General features: G+C 62.0%; 24 protein-coding genes and 1 pseudogene. 8 read left to right on the top strand and 17 right to left on the bottom strand.

Features of this window, described 5'->3' with window-relative positions; all coding sequences use genetic code 11:
- Positions 1-8 precede the first annotated feature (8 nt).
- Together EN824_RS30520 and EN824_RS36255 are read right to left on the bottom strand one after the other, a co-directional pair.
- Positions 9-980 carry an oligopeptide/dipeptide ABC transporter ATP-binding protein gene (locus EN824_RS30520; RefSeq protein WP_135933042.1) on the bottom strand — a complete coding sequence of 324 codons (972 nt, stop codon included), beginning with the start codon at positions 978-980 and terminating at the stop codon, positions 9-11.
- Positions 977-1,417, bottom strand: a pseudogene (locus EN824_RS36255) (oligopeptide/dipeptide ABC transporter ATP-binding protein); the annotation flags it as partial. The pseudogene EN824_RS36255 and the gene EN824_RS30520, both read right to left, overlap by 4 nt.
- A gap of 250 nt (positions 1,418-1,667) precedes the next feature.
- On the opposite strand from EN824_RS36255, the gene EN824_RS36585 reads away from it, so the two are divergent.
- From EN824_RS36585 to EN824_RS30505, 3 genes are all read left to right on the top strand, one after another.
- Positions 1,668-1,793, top strand: a complete 126-nt coding sequence (locus tag EN824_RS36585; protein WP_272483031.1) for a hypothetical protein — start codon at positions 1,668-1,670, stop codon at positions 1,791-1,793.
- A gap of 462 nt (positions 1,794-2,255) precedes the next feature.
- Positions 2,256-4,679, top strand: coding sequence for a phosphoketolase family protein (locus EN824_RS30510; RefSeq protein WP_127277201.1), 2,424 nt, complete (start codon positions 2,256-2,258; stop codon positions 4,677-4,679).
- Between the two features lie 51 nt (positions 4,680-4,730).
- Positions 4,731-5,897 (top strand): acetate/propionate family kinase, encoded by a 1,167-nt coding sequence (locus EN824_RS30505; RefSeq protein WP_127277198.1) that lies wholly within the window; start codon positions 4,731-4,733, stop codon positions 5,895-5,897.
- Between the two features lie 39 nt (positions 5,898-5,936).
- Here EN824_RS30505 and EN824_RS30500 read toward each other — a convergent pair whose 3' ends face one another.
- Positions 5,937-6,452, bottom strand: a complete 516-nt coding sequence (locus EN824_RS30500; RefSeq protein WP_127277196.1) for a GNAT family N-acetyltransferase — start codon at positions 6,450-6,452, stop codon at positions 5,937-5,939.
- A gap of 52 nt (positions 6,453-6,504) precedes the next feature.
- Entirely contained in the window at positions 6,505-7,152 is a 648-nt protein-coding gene (locus EN824_RS30495) for a helix-turn-helix domain-containing protein (protein ID WP_127277193.1), read from the bottom strand.
- Positions 7,153-7,483: 331 nt separating this feature from the next.
- Here EN824_RS30495 and EN824_RS30490 point away from each other — a divergent pair, with 331 nt between their 5' ends.
- A complete protein-coding gene (locus EN824_RS30490; protein WP_245464307.1) occupies positions 7,484-7,912 on the top strand; it encodes a plastocyanin/azurin family copper-binding protein in 429 nt (142 codons plus the stop codon).
- A gap of 123 nt (positions 7,913-8,035) precedes the next feature.
- Here EN824_RS30490 and EN824_RS30485 read toward each other — a convergent pair whose 3' ends face one another.
- Positions 8,036-8,632: a cytochrome b/b6 domain-containing protein gene (locus EN824_RS30485; protein ID WP_335930847.1), complete on the bottom strand. Its 597-nt coding sequence runs from the start codon at positions 8,630-8,632 to the stop codon at positions 8,036-8,038.
- Positions 8,610-8,888 carry a PepSY domain-containing protein gene (locus EN824_RS30480; RefSeq protein ID WP_189343527.1) on the bottom strand — a complete coding sequence of 93 codons (279 nt, stop codon included), beginning with the start codon at positions 8,886-8,888 and terminating at the stop codon, positions 8,610-8,612. Before EN824_RS30480 ends, EN824_RS30485 begins: the two co-directional genes overlap by 23 nt.
- A gap of 306 nt (positions 8,889-9,194) precedes the next feature.
- On the opposite strand from EN824_RS30480, the gene EN824_RS30475 reads away from it, so the two are divergent.
- Together EN824_RS30475 and EN824_RS30470 are read left to right on the top strand one after the other, a co-directional pair.
- Positions 9,195-9,641, top strand: a complete 447-nt coding sequence (locus EN824_RS30475) for a sulfocyanin-like copper-binding protein (RefSeq protein ID WP_245464306.1) — start codon at positions 9,195-9,197, stop codon at positions 9,639-9,641.
- Positions 9,642-9,792: 151 nt separating this feature from the next.
- Positions 9,793-10,776, top strand: coding sequence for a zinc-dependent alcohol dehydrogenase family protein (locus tag EN824_RS30470; protein WP_127277182.1), 984 nt, complete (start codon positions 9,793-9,795; stop codon positions 10,774-10,776).
- A gap of 30 nt (positions 10,777-10,806) precedes the next feature.
- Here EN824_RS30470 and EN824_RS30465 read toward each other — a convergent pair whose 3' ends face one another.
- From EN824_RS30465 to EN824_RS30445, 5 genes are all read right to left on the bottom strand, one after another.
- Positions 10,807-11,397: an NAD(P)H-dependent oxidoreductase gene (locus EN824_RS30465; protein ID WP_127277180.1), complete on the bottom strand. Its 591-nt coding sequence runs from the start codon at positions 11,395-11,397 to the stop codon at positions 10,807-10,809.
- A 32-nt stretch (positions 11,398-11,429) separates the two neighbouring features.
- Entirely contained in the window at positions 11,430-11,816 is a 387-nt protein-coding gene (locus tag EN824_RS30460) for a hypothetical protein (protein WP_127277177.1), read from the bottom strand.
- A gap of 85 nt (positions 11,817-11,901) precedes the next feature.
- Positions 11,902-13,155: an MgtC/SapB family protein gene (locus tag EN824_RS30455; protein ID WP_127277175.1), complete on the bottom strand. Its 1,254-nt coding sequence runs from the start codon at positions 13,153-13,155 to the stop codon at positions 11,902-11,904.
- A 13-nt stretch (positions 13,156-13,168) separates the two neighbouring features.
- Positions 13,169-13,618, bottom strand: coding sequence for a thioredoxin TrxC (gene trxC / locus EN824_RS30450; protein WP_135861773.1), 450 nt, complete (start codon positions 13,616-13,618; stop codon positions 13,169-13,171).
- A 28-nt stretch (positions 13,619-13,646) separates the two neighbouring features.
- Positions 13,647-15,500: a heavy metal translocating P-type ATPase gene (locus EN824_RS30445; protein ID WP_127277205.1), complete on the bottom strand. Its 1,854-nt coding sequence runs from the start codon at positions 15,498-15,500 to the stop codon at positions 13,647-13,649.
- A 165-nt stretch (positions 15,501-15,665) separates the two neighbouring features.
- Here EN824_RS30445 and EN824_RS30440 point away from each other — a divergent pair, with 165 nt between their 5' ends.
- Positions 15,666-18,347 (top strand): bifunctional acetate--CoA ligase family protein/GNAT family N-acetyltransferase, encoded by a 2,682-nt coding sequence (locus tag EN824_RS30440; protein ID WP_135933040.1) that lies wholly within the window; start codon positions 15,666-15,668, stop codon positions 18,345-18,347.
- A 19-nt stretch (positions 18,348-18,366) separates the two neighbouring features.
- Here the strand turns inward: EN824_RS30440 and EN824_RS30435 are convergent, their stop codons facing one another.
- Positions 18,367-19,860, bottom strand: a complete 1,494-nt coding sequence (locus tag EN824_RS30435; RefSeq protein ID WP_245521051.1) for a bifunctional aminoglycoside phosphotransferase/ATP-binding protein — start codon at positions 19,858-19,860, stop codon at positions 18,367-18,369.
- Positions 19,861-19,973: 113 nt separating this feature from the next.
- The gene (locus EN824_RS30430) at positions 19,974-20,372 is read right to left on the bottom strand and encodes a cytochrome c (RefSeq protein WP_127280173.1); all 399 of its coding nucleotides are present in this window, start codon (positions 20,370-20,372) and stop codon (positions 19,974-19,976) included.
- A gap of 175 nt (positions 20,373-20,547) precedes the next feature.
- On the opposite strand from EN824_RS30430, the gene EN824_RS30425 reads away from it, so the two are divergent.
- The gene (locus EN824_RS30425) at positions 20,548-21,384 is read left to right on the top strand and encodes a universal stress protein (protein ID WP_127280174.1); all 837 of its coding nucleotides are present in this window, start codon (positions 20,548-20,550) and stop codon (positions 21,382-21,384) included.
- A 74-nt stretch (positions 21,385-21,458) separates the two neighbouring features.
- Here EN824_RS30425 and EN824_RS30420 read toward each other — a convergent pair whose 3' ends face one another.
- The 4 genes from EN824_RS30420 to hemA form a co-directional block, all read right to left on the bottom strand.
- Positions 21,459-21,905: a pyridoxamine 5'-phosphate oxidase family protein gene (locus tag EN824_RS30420; RefSeq protein ID WP_127280175.1), complete on the bottom strand. Its 447-nt coding sequence runs from the start codon at positions 21,903-21,905 to the stop codon at positions 21,459-21,461.
- Positions 21,905-22,603 carry a phosphoribosyltransferase gene (locus tag EN824_RS30415; protein ID WP_127280176.1) on the bottom strand — a complete coding sequence of 233 codons (699 nt, stop codon included), beginning with the start codon at positions 22,601-22,603 and terminating at the stop codon, positions 21,905-21,907. Before EN824_RS30415 ends, EN824_RS30420 begins: the two co-directional genes overlap by 1 nt.
- Before the next feature lie 3 nt (positions 22,604-22,606).
- Positions 22,607-23,041 carry a DUF2267 domain-containing protein gene (locus tag EN824_RS30410; RefSeq protein ID WP_127280177.1) on the bottom strand — a complete coding sequence of 145 codons (435 nt, stop codon included), beginning with the start codon at positions 23,039-23,041 and terminating at the stop codon, positions 22,607-22,609.
- Between the two features lie 184 nt (positions 23,042-23,225).
- Positions 23,226-24,280 (bottom strand): 5-aminolevulinate synthase (hemA, locus tag EN824_RS30405; RefSeq protein ID WP_127280178.1); only part of this gene is annotated, 1,055 nt, incomplete at its 5' end.

The following is a 24,280-nucleotide window of genomic DNA, read 5'->3' as shown; positions in this document are numbered from 1 at the left end:
GCATCGCGCTAGAGGGTCGCATGATGGCAGCGCACCAACGTGCCGCCGACAGGGCGGGATTCGGGTACGTCAGTCCGGCAGGTATCGGTGGCCAGCGGACAGCGCGGATTGTAGGCGCAGCCAGGCGGCGGATCGATCGGGCTCGGCAGGTCGACTGTCGCCGGCACGCGATCGCGGTTTGGGCGATCTAGATTGGGCACGGTATCGAGCAGGAAGCGCGTATAGGGATGTTGCGGCCGTTCGAAGATTTCATCGGTTGCGGCTTCCTCCACGATCCGGCCGAGATACATGACGGCGACACGATCCGACACGTGCCTCACGGCCGCCAGATTGTGGCTGATGAACAAATAGGTGAGGCCGAGTTCACGCTGCAGGTCTTTGAGCAGATTGAGGATCTGCGCCTGCACCGACACATCGAGAGCCGAGGTCGGCTCGTCACAGACCAGAAACTCCGGTTCGGCAGCCAATGCCCGGGCGATAGAGATGCGCTGGCGCTGGCCACCGGAGAATTCGTGCGGATAGCGGTTGGAATCCCGACCGGAAAGGCCGACCGTCTCCAGCAATTGTCTGACGCGTGTCTGCGTCTCCGCGCCCGAGGGGCGCAAACCCATTTGTTTGATTGGCTCGGCGATGATGGCGCCGACGCGCCAACGCGGATTGAGGCTGGCGAAGGGATCCTGGAAGATCATCTGGGTGCGCACCAAACCATCGCGACCGCTGCCGTTCGCAAACGAAAGCGTGCCGCGCGTCGGCTGATACAGTCCGACCACCAGGCGCGCCAATGTCGATTTCCCACAGCCGGATTCGCCGACGATCGAAAACGTGGTGCCGCGCGGGATCACAAAACTCAGGCCGTCGACCGCCTTGAGCGTGCGTTGCGGTTTGCGCATCACCGTACGGTCGAACCACGACGGCGAAACGTCGAAGAAACAGGCGACATCGTCGACGCGCAGCGTCGGTTTGGCGAGCAAGTTTGTCATGCTGCCTCCACGGCATCGCCGGCGGCAAGGTTCCAGCAGGCTGCCATGCCCGGGCCATTCGCCAGCAAGGGCGGCAGAGCGCTGCGGCAGCGCGTATCCGCCAGAACGCAGCGCGGATGGAAAGCACAGCCGGGCGGCATGGAATTCAAACGCGGCATCGCGCCGTCAATCTGGACGAGACGCTCGTGACGCGTCACCAGGCTCGGGATCGAGCCGATCAATCCGCGCGTGTAGGGATGTTGCGGCCGGCGGATGATGTCATCGACCGGCCCGATTTCGACGAAGCGCCCGGCATACATTACCGCCACGCGGTCGGCGGTTTCCGCGATCACGCCCATGTCGTGGGTAACCAGCATCACGGCGGTTCCCCTGTCGCGGCAGATGCGTTTCAGCAGCGCGGTGATCTGTGCCTGGATCGAGAGCGTCGGAATATCGATGCAATAGCCAGGTCCACTCGCACATATGGCCGGGATCCAGCCTTTCGGATTGGAATTTCGGGCCTCTTTCCCAAGCCGGCCCGAAGAATTCACACAAGGGACCCGCGCCCCGAATGTAAAACTGTTCGAGGAACAGCGTATAGAGCCCGTCCAGGCGGCGGCGATGCGAAGCGTCCCGCGTTTTCGTTGCAAGCACCAGGCAGGCTTCGAACAGATGCATATGTGGATTTTGCCGCCGAGGCAACGTCCCATGCTCGTCCTCGGCCCAGCCGCCCGCCGGATCGGCGAGAGTCGTGTCGATGGCCGTGAGCAAAATTTCGATCTGCTTGCGATAGGCGATGCGGTCCGTGGCTGTGAAAAGGGCGGCGAGCGCTAATAGCACGCAGGCATTGTCGTAAAGGTCGCGGGTCTCGTCCACAGCCGAGCGGGCGACGCGATCAATCGTTCTGGCATAACCCGGCCGAGAGCCGCCGATCCAGGCCGCAGAATGAAGATTGGCGGCATCGCGCCGCGGGGCTGGACGCCGTTCGATGCTGGGCCGCCAACAGACACCTGGACAATCTTAGGCAGATGTCGTGACAGCGCAGATTTTGGCTGTGGGTTGCGTCGAACCGGCCGACCCCGCTCTCTCGCCTTTTTTGCGGTGGATCAAAGCGTGCGCGATCCAGCGCTACTACTGATGTCACGAACAGCAGTTATCGCAAGTCCTTAGGTGCCGGTGGCCGGTTGACTGTGAACCAAACAGCGCGGGAAGCGTTTGTGTCCATTCACTGCAGATCGATGGCACAGGCGCATGTCGCGGTACGGCGAGATGCACCAAGAGGCAATGGAGCCAGACATGACCCAACACACCTCTCTACTTGCCCAATCGAGCCAGCCTTCCGAGCATGAATTGCAGGACATCGATGCCTATTGGCGCGCTGCCAACTATCTGACGATTGGCCAGATCTACCTGCTCGACAATCCGCTGCTGCGCGAGCCGTTGCGGCTGGAGCACGTCAAGCCGCGTCTCCTCGGCCACTGGGGAACGTCGCCCGGCTTAAGCTTCATCTATGCGCACCTCAATCGCGCGATCCGGCTCAGGGACGCGAATGTGATCTATGTCTGCGGCCCCGGCCATGGCGGCCCGGCAATGGTGGCGAATACCTATCTGGAGGGCACCTACAGCGAGCTCAATCCCGACATCGCAATGGACGAGCAGGGGATGCGCAAGCTGTTCCGGCAGTTTTCGTTTCCCGGCGGTATCCCGAGCCATGCAGCACCAGATGTGCCCGGCTCGATCCATGAGGGCGGCGAGTTGGGCTATTCGCTCTCGCATGCCTATGGCGCGGCTTTCGACAATCCGGATCTTGTGGTCGCCTGCGTCGTCGGTGACGGCGAGGCTGAAACCGGACCACTGGCAGCCGCGTGGCATTCCAACAAATTCCTCAACCCTGCGCGCGACGGGGCGGTGCTGCCGATCCTGCATCTGAACGGCTACAAGATCGCCAATCCAACCATTCTGGCTCGCATTCCCGAAGACGAATTGCGCGCGCTGTTTGCTGGCTACGGCTATGAGCCGCTGTTCGTGGAAGGCGACGAGCCGGCTCTGATGCATGAGCGGATGGCGAGCGTTCTCGACGATGCGTTTGATCAGATCCAGGCTATCCAGCATGCCGCACGCAACGGACCTGCGGCGACCGCGTCACGACCAAAATGGCCGATGATCGTGTTGCGCAGCCCCAAGGGCTGGACCGGCCCGAAAGAGGTCGACGGCCTGAAGACCGAGGGCTTCTGGCGCTCGCATCAGGTTCCCTTGTCAGGCCTTGCGGAAAACCCCGCGCATCTCAAGCTGCTCGAGGAATGGCTGAAAAGCTACCGGCCCGAGGAGCTGTTCGACGCTGCCGGCGCTCCTGTCGCCGCGATCCGTGCCACGGCACCCCAGGCAACGAAACGAATGAGTGCAAACCCGCACGCCAATGGCGGCCTGCTGCGCAGGTCTCTCGAACTGCCCGGGTTGCATGACCACGCCATTGCGCTCGAGCGCCCCGGCGCCATCAAGGCCGAGTCGACGCGGGCCATGGGCAGTTTCTTGCGAGATGTCATGCAGTTGAACGAGGCTTCGAAGAACTTCCGGATCGTCGGCCCTGACGAGACTGCCTCGAACCGCCTTCAGGACGTGTTTGAGGTGACCGAACGTGGCTGGATGGAAAAGATCCTGCGCGAAGACGTTCATCTGGGACGCGATGGCCGGGTTCTCGAAATCCTCTCTGAGCACACCTGCCAGGGCTGGCTGGAAGGCTACCTGCTTACCGGGCGCCATGGCCTGTTTTCCTGCTACGAGGCGTTTATCCACATCGTCGATTCCATGTTCAACCAGCATGCGAAATGGCTTGACGCCTGCCGTGACATCCCATGGCGGCGGCCCATCGCGTCGCTGAACTACCTGTTGTCGAGCCATGTCTGGCATCAGGAACACAACGGCTTCAGCCATCAGGACCCCGGATTCATCGACGTCGCCCTCAACAAGAAGGCCGGCATCGTGCGCGTCTACCTGCCACCGGACGCCAACACTTTGCTGTGCGTGACCGACCATGTGCTGCAGACCTGGAACCGCATCAACATCATCGTCGCCGGCAAGCCGCCATCTTGGCAGTGGCTGTCGATGGACAAGGCAATCGTTCACTGCAGGGCGGGGATCGGCGTCTGGGACTGGGCGTCAACGGACGATGGAGCTGAGCCCGACGTCGTGATGGCTTGCGCTGGCGACGTCCCGACCCTCGAAACGCTGGCCGCAGTGCAGATCCTTAGGCAACAGGCTCCTGATCTCAGGATCAGGGTGGTCAATGTTGTCGACCTGATGACCCTTCAGCCTAAGGAATATCATCCGCACGGCCTGTCGGACCGCGAGTTCGATTCGCTGTTCACCGCCGACAAGCCGGTGATCTTCGCCTATCACGGCTATCCCTGGACCATCCATCGCCTGACCTATCGACGCACCAACCACGACAACATCCATGTGCGCGGCTACAATGAGGAGGGCACGACCACGACGCCCTTCGACATGACGGTGCTGAACGGCCTTGACCGCTTTCATATCGTCCAAAGCGTCGTAGATTGGGTTCCACGACTGAAGAGCATGCGGGTCGGGGTTAAGCAGGCGATGGACAGCAAGCTGCTTGAACATCGAGCCTATATTCGCGCCCAAGGGCAGGATATGCCGGAAATCCTTGAGTGGAAGTGGGAACAGGATGCCGATGCGGGGCCGAGGCGTCCAGATTGAGCGGATGCCCGTTCGCAAGCGCAAGGAAACGGCAACATATAGGATGGCTTCATGACCGATGCGATCCTTGTCCTGAACGGCGGTTCTTCGAGCCTGAAGTTCGCCGTTTTCGAGCGACGCGGTGAGCTCCCGCTGCTGCTGCGCGGCAATGTCTCCTCTCTCGGTCAACAACCGCGGCTGCGAGTCGAGGCTGCGGCCGGCAGGTCAAAGTTCGACAAGAGCTTGGGCGAAGCACCGATCGGTATGGGCAAGGCGTTCGCGGCGGTTGCATCCGTGCTCGCCGAAAACGATCTCCTGCGCCGCATCGACAGGGTAGGACACAGGATCGTTCACGGTGGGCGTGACTTCACCGAAGCGACGCTGCTCGACGAACGCACGCTCAAAGCACTGCGCCTGCTGGAGCCGCTGGCGCCCATCCACCAGCGGATCAATCTCGAGATTGTCGCGCTGGCCGCTGAAATCTTGCCGCAGGCCCTCCAGGTCGGTTGCTTTGACACGGCGTTTCATTCGACCAGACCGGAGCTCGCCAAAATCTACGGGCTGCCGTGCGCGATGACTGACGCGGGCATCGTTTCCTACGGCTTTCATGGGCTGTCCTACAGTCACATCGCTGCGAAGCTGCGTGACCGATACGGCGCGCACGCCGGCGGTCGGGCGATCGTTGCCCATCTCGGCAGTGGCGCCAGCCTGTGCGCGATGGCCGCCGGACGAAGCATCGCCACGACGATGGGGTTTTCGACGCTCGACGGCCTGGTGATGAGCACGCGCTGTGGCGCGCTCGACCCGGGGATTATCCTTCACTTGCTGCAGGAACGGCGACTGTCTGGAGACGAAATGGTCACGCTTCTCTACGAGCAATCGGGCCTGCTCGGAGTGTCTGGAATATCGGGTGATATGCGGACGTTGATCGCCTCGGACGATCCCGCCGCCGCCGAGGCTGTCGCGCTCTTCGTTTATCGGATCGGACGTGAGATTGGATCGCTGGCCGCTGCCATGGGAGGACTGGACACGCTGGTGTTCACGGCTGGCATCGGCGAAAACGCGCCGTTGGTCCGGGAGAGGATTTGCGGTGCCGCTGCCTGGCTTGGAGTCGATCTCGACGAGAAGCGAAACCGAGAGGGCGAGGAACTGGCCAGCAACGCGACTTCCCGCGTCGATGTCCTTGTCATTCCTGCGGATGAAGAATGCGCTGTGGCCGCGGACATGCTCGTCTTTTGACCTGCCGCGCCCACAACGGCCCGGAAGGGGCCAAGGCAGCTAAGCGGCTGATCGCGCCCCCAGCTCCCGTCGAACCAGGACCAGCGTCGCATCGTCGGGATCGGTCGTGACGGTGAAGCCCATGTCGCGCTCGACCTCGATCGCGGCACGGTTCTCGCGGCTCTCGATCGACTCGATCGCTTCCAGGCCGAGGTCTTCGGCATAGTTCGCGATATAAGCGAGCAACTCCCAACCAACGCCCAGATGCTTGCGATCCGCACGAATGCAGATCGCGACCTCACCGTTTCGATCGGCGGCATCGCTTGCCAGCGTTGCAACCGCGATCAGCATTCCGTCGGTGGAGAAGGCTAGAAAATTATGGATGTGGGCGTCGTCTGAACGCGTCATCGCGACCAGCCGTTCATGCGAGACCTCCTTCACAGCGCCGAGAAAGCGAAAGCGCAGGTCGTCCGGGGTCACATGGGTGAAGAACTCGGCCAGCGTTGGCTCATCCTCAGGGTACGCGCGGCGCACTTCGAAGCGAAATCCGGTGTGGGTGGTAAGTGTATGGTGCATGACAACAGGGTCCTGATCTGAGGCTGACGTTACGCTGTCTGCTTGGGAGGGCTCATACGCCCATGGTCTGCAACACATCCTGCTTGAGGATTTCGACGCTGCGCAGGTTGAGCAGGCGGATCACGCCCTTATCCTTCAGCCGGGTGAAAACCCGCGACACGGTCTCGATAGTGAGTCCGAGATAGTCGCCGATGTCCATGCGCGACATCGGCAGCTCCACCTGCCGCAATCCACCTTGCCGCTCCATCATGTCGACCAGGAAGGCGGCGACACGTTCGATGGCGTTCTGACGACCGAGGACAAGGAGGTGCTCCTGCGCCCTCGTCAGGCCCTTGAGTGCCAGGGGAAGCAACTGATGGGACATGTCCGCTCCAGCGCTGAAGCGGAAGGCGCGTACCCCGGTGGCATTGATCGCTTCGGCGAAGAAATGATGCGTCGTGTCGCCTTCGAAGCCGAACGTCTCTCCGGCGAGGTGGAAGGCGCTAATCTGCCGGCGGCCGTCCGCGAGCAGGCGATAGATGCGTACGGCGCCGAATTCGACCTGGTAGAAAGCGCCAGCCTTCTCGCCTTGAGCATAAATCTCCGAACCGGCGGGAAAGAAGCTGACCGGCTGTTGCGTTTCCGAGTCGAGGGCCACTGGCAGGCTTGGCTGAGCAGAATGCGACGGCAATGAAATTCTGGAGGCGGTGTAAGCGTGCATGGCTGTTGTCCAGGTTGTTTCGCGACACAGCAATCGCGCGAATCCGCGGGTCGCGAAATTCGGTTTTGTCCCTACGGGAAACTACCTAGGCACGCGCCGGCCCGCTCATGTCCAGAGCAGATTCGATGCGCCGGCTTGGCGCGAGGGTGTCGCCTCTTCCGGCCCTGTCTCCATTGTCAGCCTGTTGTCAGCTTGGCCGCGCTAGCCCGGCGCTGCGACCGGAAATGATTCTTCAAAACCATCGGCTGCGGGGTCGCCGCACGCGATCAGGAGCAATTCTAACATGCAGTTTTTCAAGTCCGGACTGGTCTTGGTCCTCTTGACGGCGTCGGTGCCAGCCTTCGCCAACACGACCGTCAACGTAAAGCTTTGGGACAAGGACGGTGCCGTGAACCCGGACGCCAAGATGGGGATGGGCATGCCGGCAAACATGAGCATGGCGACGATGGCCATCAAGCTGGACAAGACCGTCGTACCCGCGGGCGAGGTTACCTTCAAAGTCAGCAATACGTCCAAGGACACGGTTCACGAAATGATCGTCGTGCCGGCCGCGGATGCGAAAAAGACCGCATTGCCGTATGTGAAAAATGAAAATCGCGTCAACGAGGATGCGGCCGGCCATCTCGGCGAGGTTTCCGAACTCGATCCAGGCAAAACCGGATCGCTGACCCTGGACCTCAAGCCGGGCAGCTATGCCGTTTTTTGCAATATCCCCGGTCATTTCATGAATGGAATGTGGGCAACGATCCTGGTCAAGTAGACGGTGATCCAACGCTGCAACCCGCCCGCCAAAAGGCGCGGCGGGTTGCTGTTCATTGCTTCCCCGATCGAGACCGCTACCGCTTGCGCCCGATACGGCGCCGGGTTGATGATTGGCCGATCGTCAAGCGATGTCCGCCGGTTCGGCGCTGCGTTTTCGTCCGGTGATCATGGCTCGGACCAGGTTTTCGCGGTGGCGAAAGCTTGCCAGGGCGACACCGCCAATATGAAGCAAGACGAGGAGCAACAGGCCGTGCGCCGCCAGGCTATGTGCGGCTTCGACCCAGGGCACACCGAAATAGGCGTCGGTCGTCATCAGCCAGCCGGTAAGAGCGGTTGAAGCCATCGCCGCGATCAAGACGATCACCATCGCGCCGCCAGCCGGATTGTGGCCGATATATCGGGCCTCGCGGCCGCTCAGTATTGCCGAGAGATAACGCGCGACAGTCGCCGGATCACGCACGAATTGGGAGAACCGCGCATAGCGGGTACCAAGAACACCCCACAGAAGCCTTATGCCGATGAGGGCGGCGGCGGCGTATCCGGCCCAGTGGTGGATACCCTCCGAGGAATGGGAGGTGAGCCAGGCCGTGACGAAGCTGAGCACCAATGCCCAATGGAAACTCCTCACGGCCCGATCCCAGACGCGCACCATCGGCGGCAATGGGTGCGCGCCTGCTGCTGCCGGAACGTTCTGATCAATTTTCGCCGGCTTCGGCATTGTCGAGCTTTTCAAGGGTCTCGGCATTGTAGGCCAGATTGACCTTTTTGCCCGCCTTGTCGACCGCGTAGACCTCATAGCAGCCCTTCTCGACCTTGATCTGCCGCACGGTGAGGCCTTCGCCAGTCAATTGTGCTTCCAGTGTTGCCTTGGGCTTGAATTGCGATTTTGGGGCGGTGCTGCAGCTGCCGCCGGCGGCGAGCGCCGGTCCCGCGATCATGCCTGCCAAAGCGGCGAAAACGAGTGTGCGATACATGATGACTCCATTCGGAAGGTTGGGCGCCGATGTTGCGCCCGCAGGTGAATCTTCGATCGTCCAGACGGCGATTCTCACCGCCATTGGAGCGAAATAATCAATTCAAGCTGACAACTGGCTGACAATTGTATCATCGGTACCGATCGGGGCCGCGCCGATCAATTTGATCTGGCGCAAGGACGGCGGGTGACGTCGTGAGCAGGATGACGGCCGGATGTAGAGCACTTCTGCTGCCCACCCGGAAAGAGGATCGCCATGAAAACCGTATTGAGGAAAGCAACATTTGGGCTTGCTGCTGCAATGCTCATGGCTAGCCATGCCGGCGCCGCCCAGGCTGACGCGCTCGTCCAGGTTTCGCTCTGGGACAAGGGCGCGAGCACGGAGATGCCGATGGGTCTTGCGTATGCAGCGCCGGGCCTCGATCTCGCCAAGGCGACCATGGGCATCAAGGCTTTGCCAAGTGTGGCAAAGGCCGGAGAGGTCACATTCAATGTGAAGAATGACTCCAAGGACACCGTCCACGAAATGATCGTGATGCACCTTGCCGATCCCGGCAAGCCGCTTCCTTACCTTGAAGCCGAGAACCGCGTCGACGAAGACAAGGCTGGCGACAAGGGCGAAGTTTCGGAGCTTGATCCGGGAAAATCAGGCACGTTGACCGTCGAGCTGAAGGCTGGAAAATACCTGCTTATCTGCAACGTGCCAGGTCACTATGGAGCCGGCATGTGGGCCGAATTCACCGTCGAGCCATAGATAATGAAGCAGGCAGCCGCCTGGCCGGAACCTGTGACTGCCGCAGTTTTCGAAAGCCTGCCGGGATCGCCGGCCTTGTCGGTTTGGCCGCGCCACGGCGGAGGCTGGGCAGTCACGGCATTTGTTTTTCCGGGGCAACATGGAGCACGTCATGAGAGCGATGGTGCTCGAAAACATCGGCGTGCCATTGAAGCTGGTCGACAGGCCTGATCCCATAGCGAGACCCGGTGAGATCAGGTTGAGGATCGAGGCATGCGCTGTCTGCCGGACCGATCTGCATGTCATTGATGGCGATCTGCGTCATCCAAAACTGCCGCTCATTCCGGGTCACGAAATCGTCGGCACTATCGATTCCGTCGGCAAAGGCGTGGCGCGTTCCAGGATCGGGCGCAGGGTTGGCGTGCCTTGGCTTGGGCACACTTGCGGGCATTGTCCCTACTGTGTCGCGGAGAATGAAAATCTCTGCGATCAGCCAGATTTCACGGGTTATACACGCGATGGCGGCTTCGCCAGCCATGTCATTGCCGACGCGCAATTCGCCTTCGATCTGGACACGGATGCCGACCCCGTATCGCAGGCGCCGTTGCTTTGCGCTGGCCTGATCGGCTGGCGATGCCTGAAGAAGGCCGGTGACGGCAAGCGGCTCGGGATCTACGGCTTCGGTGCCGCTGCACATATCGTTGCGCAGATCGCAATCTGGCAGGGTCGTGACATCTTCGCTTTCACCCGGCCCGGCGACAGTGAAGCACGGGAATTCGCCCGCTCGCTCGGCGCGACGTGGGCGGGCGGGTCGGAGGAGCTTCCGCCCAGGCAGCTCGATGCCGCGATCATCTTCGCTCCTGTGGGTGACCTGGTGCCGATCGCACTTGGTGCCGTGCGCAAGGGCGGCCGGGTGGTTTGCGGCGGCATCCACATGAGCGACATTCCGGCGATGGCCTACGAGTTGCTCTGGGAAGAGCGTGAACTGGTGTCGGTTGCAAACCTGACGCGCCGCGACGCCGAAGAGTTCTTTCCCATTGCCAGGCGCGCTCGGGTGCACACGTACACCAAGGTCTACCCGCTGGAACAGGCCAATCAGGCATTGGACGATGTGAGGCAAGGCAGATTGAGCGGCGCCGCCGTCCTGGTGCCGTGATCGGCATTCAACGAGCGTTATGTGGGAGCGTTATCTGGCCCGTCCACCCAGTTCGCGCATATGCCGGATCCACTTCGCACGGGTCGCATCGCTGGCTCCAGCGACCATGCCGAACAAGGTCTCGCGTACCGGACTGATGCCGACAAATTGCAGAATGCTTCGCTTCAGGCCGGCGATGCCGTGTCCGAGGAACCATAGCCGATACACGACGGAAGGCATGCCCATCGTCACCACGACGCGCGCCGAGCGGCCACGAAGCAATGTCTTGGTGAAGCCGCCGCCCTTGTCCGGATAGGCAAAGGCCGTTCCCGGCCGCATGACCTGTTCCAGAAATGCCTTGAGTATGGCCGGCATGGTTCCAAGCCACAGCGGAAAGACAAAGACGACATGCTCAGCCCACACGATCGCCTCGGCTGCTTCTTTCAACTCATCGGGAACCGCACCATGCTCGAACTCCTGCATCGTCCGAAGCATCGGAAAATCGATTGCCCCCAGATCGACCCGGCGGACACCATGCCCTGCCTTTCCCGCGCCCTCGCCATAGGCGTCGGCAAGACCGCGGCAGAGCCGATCCGGGGACGAGTCTGGATGGCCGACCACTATCAGGATGCGTCGCGACATGGTCTACTCCCCGGGAGCCAGGCGTTGCCGCGTCATGGCCGCTCGACCCTTGCCACCTGGTAGGTGTGCATGGTGCCGTTGCGCTCGATCGACACATATTCACCGGTCACGAACCGTTCGTCGCCGAGATGAAAGCCGATTTCGTCATCGCGGTCGCCTTCGGCGTAGTCGAAATACCACTGCCCGCCGGGCTTGCGTCTCAGCCGGCCGATCAGATCCTCCTCGCCAGTCCGAAAGCGGCGAACTCGACATGAGGCCCTGTGCGATTTCCATTCTTCGGCATCGATACGCCCTTCGCCGTTCAGCGGAGCCAGCACGTCGTAACCCTCTTCACGATCTCCTCCCGGGTGATCCTTCTCGCGGGCTAGCAGCAGCCGGACATGGCGGAATTTCGGGGTAAGGTCCTTCAAACTGGTCATGGCGAACTCCTTTTAAGGAGTCCCATAGAGCCGTAGCTGGGCCTGCCCCTTGATCCGCATCAAAGATGGCTCAAGAACCGCGCTTCTATCCCGGGCCAGGCGACAACATGGCGCCATAGCCGGCGGTCGCAGCGGTCAGGGTTGCGCCGGCCAGCGGCACCCAGAACCTGATCGGACCGGCAAATACCGCCAGTGACAGGCGGCCGATCGCATTTGCCGCCAGTGCCGCCAGCACAGCCTGACCGACAGTCTCGACGGGGACCGAATACTTGACCAGCCGCAAGGCACTGAGCACCGAGACGTCGACATCGAACGTGCCTGCCAGCGCTGAGGTAACCAGCAAGCCGCGGCTGCCGAATTGAGCTGCCAATCCAGCGCTTGCGGTCGCGACAAGCGCGAAGAGCAGCGCGAACAGCAACAGCGGACCCAGCTCGAATGGATTGCGCGCAATAGCGCTGCGTTCCTCATTCCCGCTGTCGCGAGTCATCAGCAATGCGCCGCAGACAGCGAAGGCGAGCGCGGCTGCCATCGCCGCTATAGCGACCGAAGCGAACACGCCTGGCTCTATGATCAGAATCACGGCGCAGACGCGGAGCACCGAAACCATTGCAGCCAGGGATGCCGCCCCGGCGAGCGGCAGTGGATTGCCGCCCGACGCGGCATTGCGGGCAAGCGCCAAGGTCACCGCTGTGGAAGAGACGATCGCACCGACGAGCGAACTGACCAGCAGCCCACGCGTATTTCCCAGAATGCGAACAGCCACGTAGCCGGCGAACGATATCGAGGCCATCAGCACCGTCAGGAACCAAACTTCCCAAGGATTGAAACCGCCCCACGGGTCCATCGTCCGGTTTGGCAACAGGGGTAAGACGATCGCCGTCATCACTGCCAGGATCAGCGCCGAACGCAGTTCGACCCAGGTCAGTCGCTTCAAAAGACCGTGCAGGACTTCTCGGCTGGCCAGGATTGCCGCCAGTGCCGCCCCGCCCGCAGCAGCAGCCCGATAATCGCCGGCTACGGAAAGCGCGCCAAGGGCGAAAACGCCCAGGCCTGCGATCACGCTCGTGACGCTGAAATCCTCGTCATGGGCAGCCTCACGCGCCTTGTACCAGGCAAAGATTGCCGCAAAGGCGATGAAGCCTCCGACGAGCACCGATACGGAGCCTAGTGCACTGGCCAGCGCCGCGAGCACGCCACCAAGCAGCCCGGATATGCCGAATGTCCGGATGCCAGCTGTGCGACTGCGGTCGGGCGCATCCCGCTCTTGCCAACCACGCTCCAAGCCTACAAGGAGACCTATTGCGAGGGCCAGTCCAAGCCGGGCGATGAGCGGATCCATTGGCGCGACGACTTCAGGCGGTCACCGTCGGCAGGCGGTCGCGAACCCACCTGACGATCTGGCCTGCCGTCATTGCGCCAGATGTGCGCGCGAGTTCGCGTCCGCCATGGAACAGAATCATGGTCGGGATGCCGCGAATGCCGAGCCTTGCCGCGACAGATTGCTCATTTTCGGAATTGAGTTTGATCAGGCGAACATGTGGCTCCAGTTCGATTGCCGCCGCTTCATAGGCCGGCGCCATCATCTTGCAGGGGCCGCACCAAGGTGCCCAGATGTCGACGACAACGGGAATACTGCTTCGCGTAATCTGGTGATCGAACGTCTTGGCGTCGACGTCCGGGGGGTGACCTGAAAACAGTCTGGTCCCGCACTTTCCACATTTTGCCTCACTGGCATTTCGTGACGGCGGCAGGCGATTGACTCCGCCGCATTTGCTGCAAACCACCAGATTTTGCTGTGCCATGGCCATTCACCGAACTTGTTCTCGACCACTATGCGCGCCACAGATGTCCATCGCCAAGGGTCCGCAAAGCGTTCAGGATAACCGCCACGTCAATCCCTTCCTGAAGTAGCGCTCCGGCAACCGGCGTGATCTGCCCCATGGCCGCTGCGATCATTGCCAGCCCCGACAGCGCCAGTCCGGCAATGATGCTTTGCAAGGCGATCGATCGCGTTCGCCGTGCAATCCGGACGGCATCGGCGACAGGCAGCAGCCTGTCGGTCAGCACGATGACGTCCGCCGCCTCGGAAGAGGCCGTCGCCCCACGCGCGCCCATGGCGACGCCGACCGTCGCGGCGGCAAGAGCGGGTGCATCGTTGATGCCGTCGCCGACCATCATCGTCGGCGCCAAGGCTTTCTCGGCTGTGACCGTCGCGACTTTTTCGGCAGGGGTCGCATCGGCGACCAGGGCGTCGAGGTCGAGCCGGGCGGAGATGCGCTTGGCCGCCACGCCGTCGTCGCCTGTGAGCATGATCATGCGATCAATGCCAGCGGAGCGCAGCTTGCCGAGTGCGTCATGCGCATCAACACGCAGGGCGTCGCCGAACGTGAAAACACCGGCAAGCTGCCCGCCGAGTGCTACAAAGACCCTGAGCACCGCCTCGTCCCGGTATTTTTCTTCGCCCCCTTTCGCCCAGTTGGGCAGGGGACTGTCGGCGAGCACAAGAGCCCGCGATCCGGAGGCGATCGCAATGTTCTCGACCCGGCCCTTCAGGCCTGCGCCGCGATGCTCGCGGACATCACGCGGATGCGAAAGCATCAGCTGTCTGCCGCGCGCCTCCCGGATGATCGAGTCGGCGAGCACATGGTGTGAGGCCTGTTCCAGGGATGCCAACAGCTGCAGCAGATGGTTCGCGTCACTGCCGGGTGCGGCTTCGATTTCGATGAGCTCGGCGCCACCGATGGTCAAGGTCCCCGTCTTGTCGAAGATCGCGGTTCGGACTTGCGCTAGAGCCTCCAGCGCCGTGCTGCCTTTCATAAGGATGCCGGCACGCGCGGCACGCGAGACGCCGCCGATGAATGCAACGGGGGCAGCAAGGATGAGCGGGCAGGGCGTTGCGACGACCAGCACCGCAAGCGCTCTGATTGGGTCGCCGGAAACATACCAGGCGGCGCCGGAAACCAGCAGTGTGGCTGGCAGAAGGAACAGGGCAAAGCGGTCGGCCATGCGAATGAATGGAGATTTCGCGGTCTGCGCTGCAGCGACCATGCGTACGATCGCGGCATAAGTGCTCTGTTCCGCGAGGGCAGAAGCCCGCATGCTGAAGGTCTCGCCCGCATTGACGGTGCCGCTGCGCAGCACATCCCCCGCGCTGCGCCGTTCCGGCAGGGGTTCTCCGCTCACTGCGGACTCGTCGAGAGAGGCCGAAGCATCAAGCAGGATGCCATCGACGGGGAGCAGTTCGCCGGCCCGGACCAGAATCTCGTCGCCGACATCAACGTCCTCGACGGAGATGGTTTCTGTCCCCAGCGTTGACGTTCGGTGGGCGACACGCGGCGATCGGTCGGTCAATGCCTTGAGGTTCCGTTCCGCGCGGCCGCGAGCGAAATCCTCAAGCACCGTGCCGCCGGCATACATAATCGCGACCACCACTGCCGCCAAGGGTTGGCCAAGAAACAGCGCGGCGGACATCGACACCAGCGCAATAGCATCGACACCGAAGCGGCCGATCCAGAAATCGCGCAGGATGGAGATGGCGAGAGCCGCTACCACGGGCAACGTCGCCACCGTCCAGATCGTGTCGGCCTCAAGGGGCCCGAGCCCGGTTCGCCACGCTCCGATCCCAACGGCGAGACCCAGGATGGCAATCACCAGCAATGCGCGTCGCAGGATGGACTCGTTCATGCGATGCCTTCCGATCTGATCGATGCTCGCCAATTTTCGTCAGCGCTGACGAGCGCGTCGAACTCGGGCAACAGCTAGTCGCGAGAACCACAGAACGCTTTGATCCAACGCAACGAACGGGCAAGATCGACCGGCGATTATCGCCGCTAACAGGAGACACAAGGGGTGACGATCCGAAATCTCGAACATGCGTTCGCCCCGAAGTCCGTTGCTGTCTTCGGTGCGTCGGTGCGCGAAGGCTCCGTCGGCCATGTCGTTTTCGACAACATCGTCAGCGGTGGCTTCGAGGGCGACATCTGGCCGGTCAACCCGAAATATTCGCAGATCGCCGATCGGCAATGCTATGCTGAAGCGGCGGATCTGCCTGACGTCCCAGACCTTGGTGTCATCGTTACGCCGCCTGAGACAGTTCCCGGCATCGTGCGCGACCTTGCTGAAAAGGGCACGCGGACGGCGGTCGTGATCACTGCCGGGCTTACGCGCGAGAATGGCCTGCGTCAGGCGATGCTGGACGCTGCCAAGCCCACGCTCTTCCGCATCATCGGGCCGAACACCGTCGGGCTGATGATCCCGCCGATGAAGCTAAATGCCGGATTTGCGCATATGGCCGCGAAGTCCGGCAACATCGCACTGCTGTCGCAATCCGGCGCCATTGCCACATCGCTGATCGACTGGGCGGCCGACAACAATGTCGGCTTCTCGCAGATCGTCTCCCTTGGCGACATGGCCGATGTCGATGTGGGGGACTGCCTCGACATGCTGGCGGGCGACATGCACACCCACGCCATCGTGATGTATCTCGAAACCATTCCCAATCCGCGCAAGTTCATGTCGGCGGCGCGCGCCGCCGCGCGCCTCAAGCCGGTGATCGTCATCAAGTCGGGCCGGCACGAGCAGGCGGCCAAAGCGGCCGCGACCCATACCGGCGCGCTGTCGGGCGCGGATCGTGTCGTCGATGCCGCATTGCGGCGCGCGGGCATCCTGCGCGTCGAAGGCCTGGCCGAGTTGTTCGACGCGGTTGAAACGACCGCCCGCTTTGCTCCGCTGGAGCGAGCCCGCGTCGGCATCGTCACCAATGGCGGTGGCGCCGGCGTGCTTGCCGTCGACCAACTTATCGACTGCAACGGGGAGTTGGCCGAACTCGCGCCGGGAACGATTGCCCGCCTGGATGCCGTCCTGCCGGCCACATGGTCGCATGCCAATCCGGTCGACATCATCGGCGACGCTCCGCCTGAGCGCTACCGGGTCGCGGTCGAGGCCATCGCGGCCGATGCCGGGACCGACGTTGTCCTGGTCATGAACTGCCCGACCGGGCTCGGCTCGCCGCTCGCCGCGGCAAGCGCGGTGGCAACGCTCGCGCAGGACGGTAAGATCGGCGGCAAACCGGTCCTGACCTGCTGGCTTGGCGAACACACGGCGCGCGAAGGGCGACGTATCCTTCAGGACGCGGGGATTGCCAGCCTCGAGACACCCGCCGATGCCGCGACGGCCGTATCCTACCTCGCCGACTGGTCGCGAGCCCAGCGGGCCCTGCTACGTACGCCGTCGAGCCACGGCGAGGCCGCCACGAGCGGTCGAGAAGCGGTGCTTGCCCTATTCAGGCAGGTCGCCAGGGAAGGCCGGCGCATGCTGACCGAGCCCGAGGCCAAGGCGGCGATTTCCGCCTACGGCATCCCGGTGCCCGAAACGATCATCGCCAGATCCCCTGCCAAAGTGGGGCAGGCGGCCGGCCGGCTTCTCAAGACATCCGAGCAGGTCGTCGTCAAGCTGCTGTCAAAGGCGATCTCGCACAAGTCGGACATTGGCGGGGTGGTGCTCGGCATTGCAGCCGCGGCGGCAGCCGAGGAGGCAGCACGCGCAATCGAGGCCCGGTTGCATAAGCACGATCCTCAGGCCGATATCGAGGGTTATGCCGTACAGCCGATGGTGGTGCGAAAACAGGCTCAGGAACTGATCCTTGGTGTCAGCCATGATTCGATTTTCGGTCCGGTTCTCCTGTTCGGGGCGGGTGGCGTCGCCGTTGAGGTGATGGACGATACCGCGATCGCGTTGCCTCCGCTCGACGAAGTTCTTGCCGGTGACCTGATCGGGCAAACGCGGATCGGTCGGCTGCTCGACGGATTCCGCGATCGCAAACCTGCGGATCAGCAGGCGATCGTTGCGGCGCTCAACGGCCTATCGCAGATGGTTGTCGACTTTCCGTGCCTCCTATCAATGGACATCAATCCGTTGCTCGCGGACACCGCCGGCGTGATCGCGCTCGATGCACGCATCGAGATCGAACCGAAGCGGGTGGAGGAACCTGGGCCGAATCCTGCACTGTGCATCCGGCCCTACCCGTCAGGTTGGGAGAAGGAAACGTCGGCAGGTGGCGCGCATTATCACGTCCGGCCGATCAAGCCGACCGACATCGCGCTCTATCCCGAATTCCTGGCCAAAATTTCGTCTGACGATTTGCGCCTGCGTTTCCTTTCGCCGCGAAAAAGCTTCTCCGATCAGGTGTTGAAGCGGCTCACCCAGCTCGACTACGACCGCAATATGGCTTTCGTAGCATTGGACAAGAGCACTGGCGCGCTGGCGGGCATCAGCCGGTTGTCCTGCGATCCCGACCACGTCAGCGCCGAATACGCATTGCTGGTGCGGACGGACTTGCAGGGTCATGGCCTAGGTTGGGAGTTGCTCAGCCAGATCGTCGATTATGCAAAGGCCGATGGGATCCGCCGCATCGAAGGTATCGTGCTCGGTGAAAACAGCAAGATGCTGGCAATGTGCCGTGAATTCGGCTTCTCCTTGATGCATCTTCCGAACGAGCCAGGGCTTATCGAGGCCAAGCTCGAACTCGGTTGAGGTCAATCATCCGCAACAGTCAGGAGGCCGTGCACAGGGTTTCGGAAGCATCGCGCTGCCAACATCTCCTCAGTTCCGCGGCAATGTCGACGGGCTTTCGATCGGAATCGGTCCTGCGCCAGCTGGCCTGGCCGGCTTTTCGCTGCAATTGACGCGAAAGGATATCGACCGTTGCATCCGAGGGACCGCCCTTGCGTTCGCTGACCCGTCGCCAAAGGACGAGTGGATCCGCCTCCAGCCAGAAACCGAAGAATGGAATACCCCGGTCTCGCGCCGCCTTCTCGATCCGCTCACGATCGGCCGGTCTGTCGAAAACCGCATCAGCTACAACCGAGCCACCCTCGGAGAGAATCAAGCCGGCGCGCCATGCCATTTCGTTGTAGACGCGATCGGACACATCAGGACGATAGGCCTTGTCCGGCAGCCTGGCCTCGGCGGGCACGCCGTGCATCGCTTTGCGGATGCGGTCGCTTTCGACTATGCGCGCACCGGGCGGCGCACCGATATGGGCGGCGAGCGCCTCGGCAATGGTCGTCTTGCCTGAACCACTGAGACCGCCGATGGCAACGAGCCTGGGCGGCGTTTGCTGCAGAAATGTTCGGGCCAGTTCGAAATAGGATCGGGCCTCGGCAGTCAATTTGCCGGAATCGGCGCTGCCTTCCTCGACCTGGGTGGCGGTGACATGCGCGCGCACAGCCGCCCGCACCGCCATGAAGAAAGGCAGCAGGACAAAGCCATCCTCGTCATCGGCCTCGTCGAGGTAGCGGTTCATCACGAGATTGGCGAGCTCTGGGAAACGGCGATGCCAAAGGTCCATCAGCAAGAAGGCAAGGTCGTACAGAACATCGATGCTGGCGATCTGGTCATTGAATTCGATGCAATCGAAGAGGCGAGGCTCGCCATCGAAAAGGCAGATGTTGCGCAGGTGCAGATCGCCATGACACTGGCGGATCTTGCCCGCGGCCTCCCGGCGATCCAGCAATCCGGAATGGCGCGCGAGTGCGGTGCGGAAAGCCCGGGCAAACGTCTCGATCTCTCGTTTTGTAAAAATGTGACTGGTGCCAAAGCCGGCCTCGTTGATGTCGAGCACGCCCATCAAATTGAATGAGCCGGTTCCGTTGTGGATCTTCGGCGCCGCACGGTGATGTCCCACGATCATGCGTGCGACCGCCGTCATCAGCGCTGGCGTCAGTTCTCCCGCGGTCGCCATCCGATCAAGGAGCCTCGACTGATCAAACCGGACCATCTCGATCACCGCATCGACCATTTGGCCAGCGCCATCGAAAACGAGTTTGCCGTCGACTTCGCGGGTAATGCGCCGCACGCCCAGATAGAGGCCGGGTGCGGTCCTGGCGTTGAGTTCCACCTCTTTTTCGCAAGCGGCCAGCCTTAGTGCTGGCGTCGAGAAATCGACATAGGGCAGCTTGACCGCCCGTTTCATCTTAAAGGCACGTCCATCGATCAAGAAAATTCGCGAGATATGAGTCTCGATCGCTTCGACCTGTCCGGCCATGCCATAGGAGGCGGGATCAAGCAGGAACGCCGTAGCGGATTGCTGCTCGTCAACGACCATGTCCGGCCTCATCGATGCCTGTGTCGTGCGGAGACTGTTTGCGCCCTCTGTTTTCATTGCTGCAACGTCTCGACATAACCGGCCAGATCATGGATCCGTTCCCTGGTGACGATTTCCCCGGCATTCGGGCCATATTTCTTCACGTCACCCGGAAGGAATTGCCGACCCCAGACCGGCATGTCGCGATTGCCATGCGCCGGCACCATGCCGCGGCCGTCGATGACGGCAAAGACGCGCCAATAAGGGAATTCGCCGCCATTGCGCCTGGAGAGGCGCGTCAGGTCGCTTGGCCGCTTCAACAACTCGTCGCCCAACGGGCCGTCCCCCTTGCCTTCAAGGCCATGGCAGACGGCGCATGAGTTCATGTATTCCGCCTTGCCGTTGCCGAGTTCCTGGGCGCCAGCTGCGTTGAGGGCCAATCCCGCCAAAATCGCCGCGATCAGGAATTTCATCTGCGTTTCCCCGACTGATCGACTGAAACCTACAGCCCTGGTTTGCTAGTGCGTTGATGCGGATCAAATGCCGCCGCGGTCACGGTATTTGATTCAGCGCAATGAACGCATCGGGCAGCCTCGCTAATGACTGAAACCACGACTGATCCTTCAATCGAAATCAGGAGTTGCCGCCGTGACTTTCAGGACCTTGCTTACGGTTACCGGGCCGAACCAGGGTGAAGGTGATCTCAAGCTAGCCGCCTCGCTGTGCGAACAGGTCGGCGCCCATCTCTCCGTGCTCGTTCTCGAGCTTGCCGCGCCGCCCTCAGGCGGCGAGTATGCCGCTGTCGTTTCGCCTGCCTGGCTGGAGGAACGCCAGGCCGAGCTGAAAAGGCTCGAGAAGAGAATTTCGGATGTCGCCGGCTTTCTCTCCCAGAGCGCCGTATCGGCCGATCTGAGCGACGACTATCCCGACACGGGGTGGGCGGACGACGTCATCGGAAGGCGTGCCCGCTACGCCGATCTGACCATTCTCGGGCCAGATTTGCTGGCAAGCCATACGCTGAAGGATAAAGTCATCGAGGGCACGCTGTTCTCGTCGGGAAAGCCTATTCTGCTCGTTCCCGAGGGCACGCGGCCGACGCTGAAGCCGAAACGCGTCCTCGTTGCATGGGACGCCCGCCTTGAGTCATCGCGCGCCGTCCGCGAGTCCCTCGATATGCTGAAGGGCGCCGAAGATGTGCGCCTTGTCATCGTCGATCCTATTGAAGATGAGTTCCATCATGGCGAGGAGCCGGGTGCAGATGCCGCGGCCTATCTTGCCCGGCATGGCGTGAAGGTTACGGTCGACCGGCTGCCGAGCGCGAACCATTCGGTTGCCGATGTGCTTCGCCAGCATGCCGGCGACGTTGCGGCTGAGCTGATGGTCATGGGCGCCTACGGTCATTCCCGGTTGCGCGAACGGATTTTCGGTGGGGTCACCAAGTCGATGCTTGAAGGTCAATCGTTGCCGGTCTTCATGGCGCGATAGCAATTCACAGGGAAGAGCGGGCCGGCGCAGCTTGCGCCGGCCCGCTCTCGTTCCTGTAGCGAAGGGTTGCGGACTTACTCGCTCGCCTCTCGACCGGACACCTGCTCGATCAGAATCCGGAAGAAGACATGCGGTGCATTGTCGGCCGCGGGAGGAGTGATCGGCTTGAGTGCGCCGGGCTCCCACCAGTCGGTGTGCTTGCTCAACACCGACCAGGCATGGTCCCTTTGAAGCTTGTGGCCGATCCGGTCGGGCAGCTCTTCATATCGGCCATCGACAATGACACTTCTCCATCCTCGGCCCTGGCCATGTTCGTCCACCTGGACGGACACCAGCGGATTGGACCGCATCCATTCGATCTTTTTGCCCGGCATGGAAAACGCGTAAAGATGAGCGTCCGAATGGGCGTAGTGGAAGGGCACGACATAGGGCTGCCCATCCTTAGCGCATGCCAGATGGCCAACACGATTGGCCGTCAGCAATTTGGTACATTCCAAAGCCGAAAGCGTGCTGATCTGCATTAGTGCGATCTCCTGTTCTTTACGGCTAGGCCGGAAACGTGCCGCTGGCCAGTTTTGTACAGTTGGGCAGCCTCGTCCATAGCGAAGACAACGTCGTTGTCAGAGAGCCGCGGGAACCGCAGATAGTGGTGGCCCAAGGCCCGGAACTGTCCTGGCTGACTAAGGCAAACCACACGGTCCGCTTCCTGTTCCAGTTCAACGACCGTCTCTTGCGGTGAAACAGGAATTGCCACGACGATTTCCCTCGGTGACCGGCGCTTGAGGGCGCGGATCGCGATTTTCATGGTCGTACCGGTCGCGGCCCCGTCATCGACGATGATCGCGGTCTTTCCCGCAATCGAGATCGGTCTGGTCTTCCAGCGATAGGCAGCGCGCCGGCGCTCGAGTTCTGGTCGCTCATTTGCAATCAAGACACGTAGCTCGCATTCGTCGAGTGCATAGGTCTCGACAATCTCACGGTTCAGCACGACCTCCCCAGGGTCGCCATCGACGATTGCGGCAACAGCCAGCTCGGGATTGCCCGGGGCGCCCACCTTGCGGATGATAAGCAGATCAAGAGGAGCGTGGAGGGCTTTGGCCACTTCCACTGCGACGGGCACGCCGCCGCGCGGTAATGCCAGTACGATCGGGTGATGCAATTGAAGCCTGCTCAGTTCCAGGCCAAGCTTGACTCCAGCGTCTTCCCGGTCGCGGAACATCGGTCAATCCACCGGCCACAGTTTTCGCAGCGACTTCTTCATCGAGTTTCTGACCTGTACGATCTCGCCATGCGAAATGTGACGGTCGAGAAGCTTGAAAACGGCACTGATCGCGACATCGAAATCGATCTCCTCATCGTAGCCGAAACTGTTTCTAACGCTGATAATAAAGTCGCGCTTGGTGCGCTCATGCGCAGGCACCGCGGGGTTCCAGCCTTCGAAATAGATGCCGCGGACCAAAACAGGCAGTTGCGCCGAGAGATCGGCCATTTCTGCTGGCGAAAGCCAATCCCGCACCGTGTGTAGAACGGATCTCAGGAGACGGCACGCGCTCGGTTCGCTCCAGCAGAGGTCCTTGGCGAGCTCCTTGACCCATTGTTGCGCCTGCTGGCCAGCGTGCGTGAAGTCAGCAAAGGACGTGTGGGAAATATGACCCATGGCGGATGCTCCTCGAAGATTTGAACTCCATTCTCAGGCATCGAAAGGCTTTGAGCATTGAGCAGGATCAAATCGTTCAAAAGTGCGTCGCCCCGATTGTTTTCTACAGCCGCCTCGACCAGTTCGAGGAGGCCGCGCACCCGCTGGCAAAGGGGACGAACACCGTTTGCGCAAGCGGCGGGTTTCAGCCGCCGGATTTTTGCACCAGCAGCGGAATGATCCGGTCGCTTTTCGCGACGGCCGGCCGTCCCGCCGAACCGTAGGGGATGCCGAGCGCGTCCCAGGTTTCGACCAGCGCGTCCTGCAGTTCGGCGATCAGCGCATCCGAATGGAATGGCGTCGGCGTGATGCGCAGCCGCTCGGTGCCGCGCGGCACGGTCGGGTAGTTGATCGGCTGGATATAGAGGCCGTGCACGCCAAGCAGCCGGTCGCTGGCCATCTTGCACAGCTCCGGGTCGCCGACCAGAACCGGCACGATGTGGGTCGGCGATTCCATCACCGGCAGGCCGGCGGCGGACAGGATCTGCTTGGTTCGGCTCGCCTGCTGCTGCTGGGCGTCGCGTTCGGCCTGCGAGCGCTTCAGGTGACGGATCGACGTGGTGGCCGCGGCGGCGATGGCCGGCGGCAGCGCGGTGGTGAAGATGAAGCCCGGCGCATAGGAGCGCACCGCGTCGATGACGGCACTGGTGCCGGTGATGTAGCCGCCCAGCGTGCCGAACGCCTTGGCCAGCGTGCCCTCGATGATGTCGATGCGGTCGGCGAGGCCCTCGCGCTCGGTGATGCCGCCGCCGCGCGGCCCGTACATGCCCACCGCATGGACCTCGTCGATATAGGTCATGGCGTTGTAGCGCTCGGCGAGCTCGACGATCTCCTTGATCGGCGCGATGTCGCCATCCATCGAATAGACGCTTTCGAAGACGATCAGCTTGGCGCGTTCGCGCCCGGCCGTCTGCAAAAGGCTTTCCAGATGCGCGACGTCATTGTGCCGGAATATCTTCTTCTCGGCGCCCGAGCGCCGCACGCCTTCGATCATCGAGGCATGGTTCAACTCGTCCGAGATGATCAGGCAATTGGGCAAAAGCCGTGCGATGGTCGAGATCGAGGCTTCGTTCGAGACGAAACCGGAGGTGAAGACCAGGGCGGCTTCCTTGCCGTGCAGGTCGGCCAGCTCATGCTCGAGTTCGACCAACGGGTTGGACGTGCCGGAAATGTTGCGGGTGCCGCCGGCGCCAGAGCCCA

Origin of the sequence: Mesorhizobium sp. M8A.F.Ca.ET.181.01.1.1 (assembly GCF_004792025.1) — a bacterium.
Classification (GTDB): Bacteria; Pseudomonadota; Alphaproteobacteria; order Rhizobiales; family Rhizobiaceae; genus Mesorhizobium.
The sequence above is the reverse complement of the archived record's forward strand: the minus strand, read 5'-3'. Positions and strand labels throughout refer to the sequence as shown.

What these genes read in the sequence shown, in the direction of transcription:
- EN824_RS30520 (WP_135933042.1), bottom strand. Translation starts at nt 980, where the DNA reads ATGACAAACTTGCTCGCCAAACCGACGCTGCGCGTCGACGATGTCGCC.
- EN824_RS36585 (WP_272483031.1), top strand. Translation starts at nt 1,668, where the DNA reads ATGCTCGTCCTCGGCCCAGCCGCCCGCCGGATCGGCGAGAGTCGTGTC.
- EN824_RS30510 (WP_127277201.1), top strand. Translation starts at nt 2,256, where the DNA reads ATGACCCAACACACCTCTCTACTTGCCCAATCGAGCCAGCCTTCCGAG.
- EN824_RS30505 (WP_127277198.1), top strand. Translation starts at nt 4,731, where the DNA reads ATGACCGATGCGATCCTTGTCCTGAACGGCGGTTCTTCGAGCCTGAAG.
- EN824_RS30500 (WP_127277196.1), bottom strand. Translation starts at nt 6,452, where the DNA reads ATGCACCATACACTTACCACCCACACCGGATTTCGCTTCGAAGTGCGC.
- EN824_RS30495 (WP_127277193.1), bottom strand. Translation starts at nt 7,152, where the DNA reads ATGCACGCTTACACCGCCTCCAGAATTTCATTGCCGTCGCATTCTGCT.
- EN824_RS30485 (WP_335930847.1), bottom strand. Translation starts at nt 8,632, where the DNA reads ATGCCGAAGCCGGCGAAAATTGATCAGAACGTTCCGGCAGCAGCAGGC.
- EN824_RS30480 (WP_189343527.1), bottom strand. Translation starts at nt 8,888, where the DNA reads ATGTATCGCACACTCGTTTTCGCCGCTTTGGCAGGCATGATCGCGGGA.
- EN824_RS30475 (WP_245464306.1), top strand. Translation starts at nt 9,195, where the DNA reads ATGGCTAGCCATGCCGGCGCCGCCCAGGCTGACGCGCTCGTCCAGGTT.
- EN824_RS30470 (WP_127277182.1), top strand. Translation starts at nt 9,793, where the DNA reads ATGAGAGCGATGGTGCTCGAAAACATCGGCGTGCCATTGAAGCTGGTC.
- EN824_RS30465 (WP_127277180.1), bottom strand. Translation starts at nt 11,397, where the DNA reads ATGTCGCGACGCATCCTGATAGTGGTCGGCCATCCAGACTCGTCCCCG.
- EN824_RS30460 (WP_127277177.1), bottom strand. Translation starts at nt 11,816, where the DNA reads ATGACCAGTTTGAAGGACCTTACCCCGAAATTCCGCCATGTCCGGCTG.
- EN824_RS30455 (WP_127277175.1), bottom strand. Translation starts at nt 13,155, where the DNA reads ATGGATCCGCTCATCGCCCGGCTTGGACTGGCCCTCGCAATAGGTCTC.
- trxC (WP_135861773.1), bottom strand. Translation starts at nt 13,618, where the DNA reads ATGGCACAGCAAAATCTGGTGGTTTGCAGCAAATGCGGCGGAGTCAAT.
- EN824_RS30445 (WP_127277205.1), bottom strand. Translation starts at nt 15,500, where the DNA reads ATGAACGAGTCCATCCTGCGACGCGCATTGCTGGTGATTGCCATCCTG.
- EN824_RS30435 (WP_245521051.1), bottom strand. Translation starts at nt 19,860, where the DNA reads ATGGCCGGACAGGTCGAAGCGATCGAGACTCATATCTCGCGAATTTTC.
- EN824_RS30430 (WP_127280173.1), bottom strand. Translation starts at nt 20,372, where the DNA reads ATGAAATTCCTGATCGCGGCGATTTTGGCGGGATTGGCCCTCAACGCA.
- EN824_RS30420 (WP_127280175.1), bottom strand. Translation starts at nt 21,905, where the DNA reads ATGCAGATCAGCACGCTTTCGGCTTTGGAATGTACCAAATTGCTGACG.
- EN824_RS30415 (WP_127280176.1), bottom strand. Translation starts at nt 22,603, where the DNA reads ATGTTCCGCGACCGGGAAGACGCTGGAGTCAAGCTTGGCCTGGAACTG.
- EN824_RS30410 (WP_127280177.1), bottom strand. Translation starts at nt 23,041, where the DNA reads ATGGGTCATATTTCCCACACGTCCTTTGCTGACTTCACGCACGCTGGC.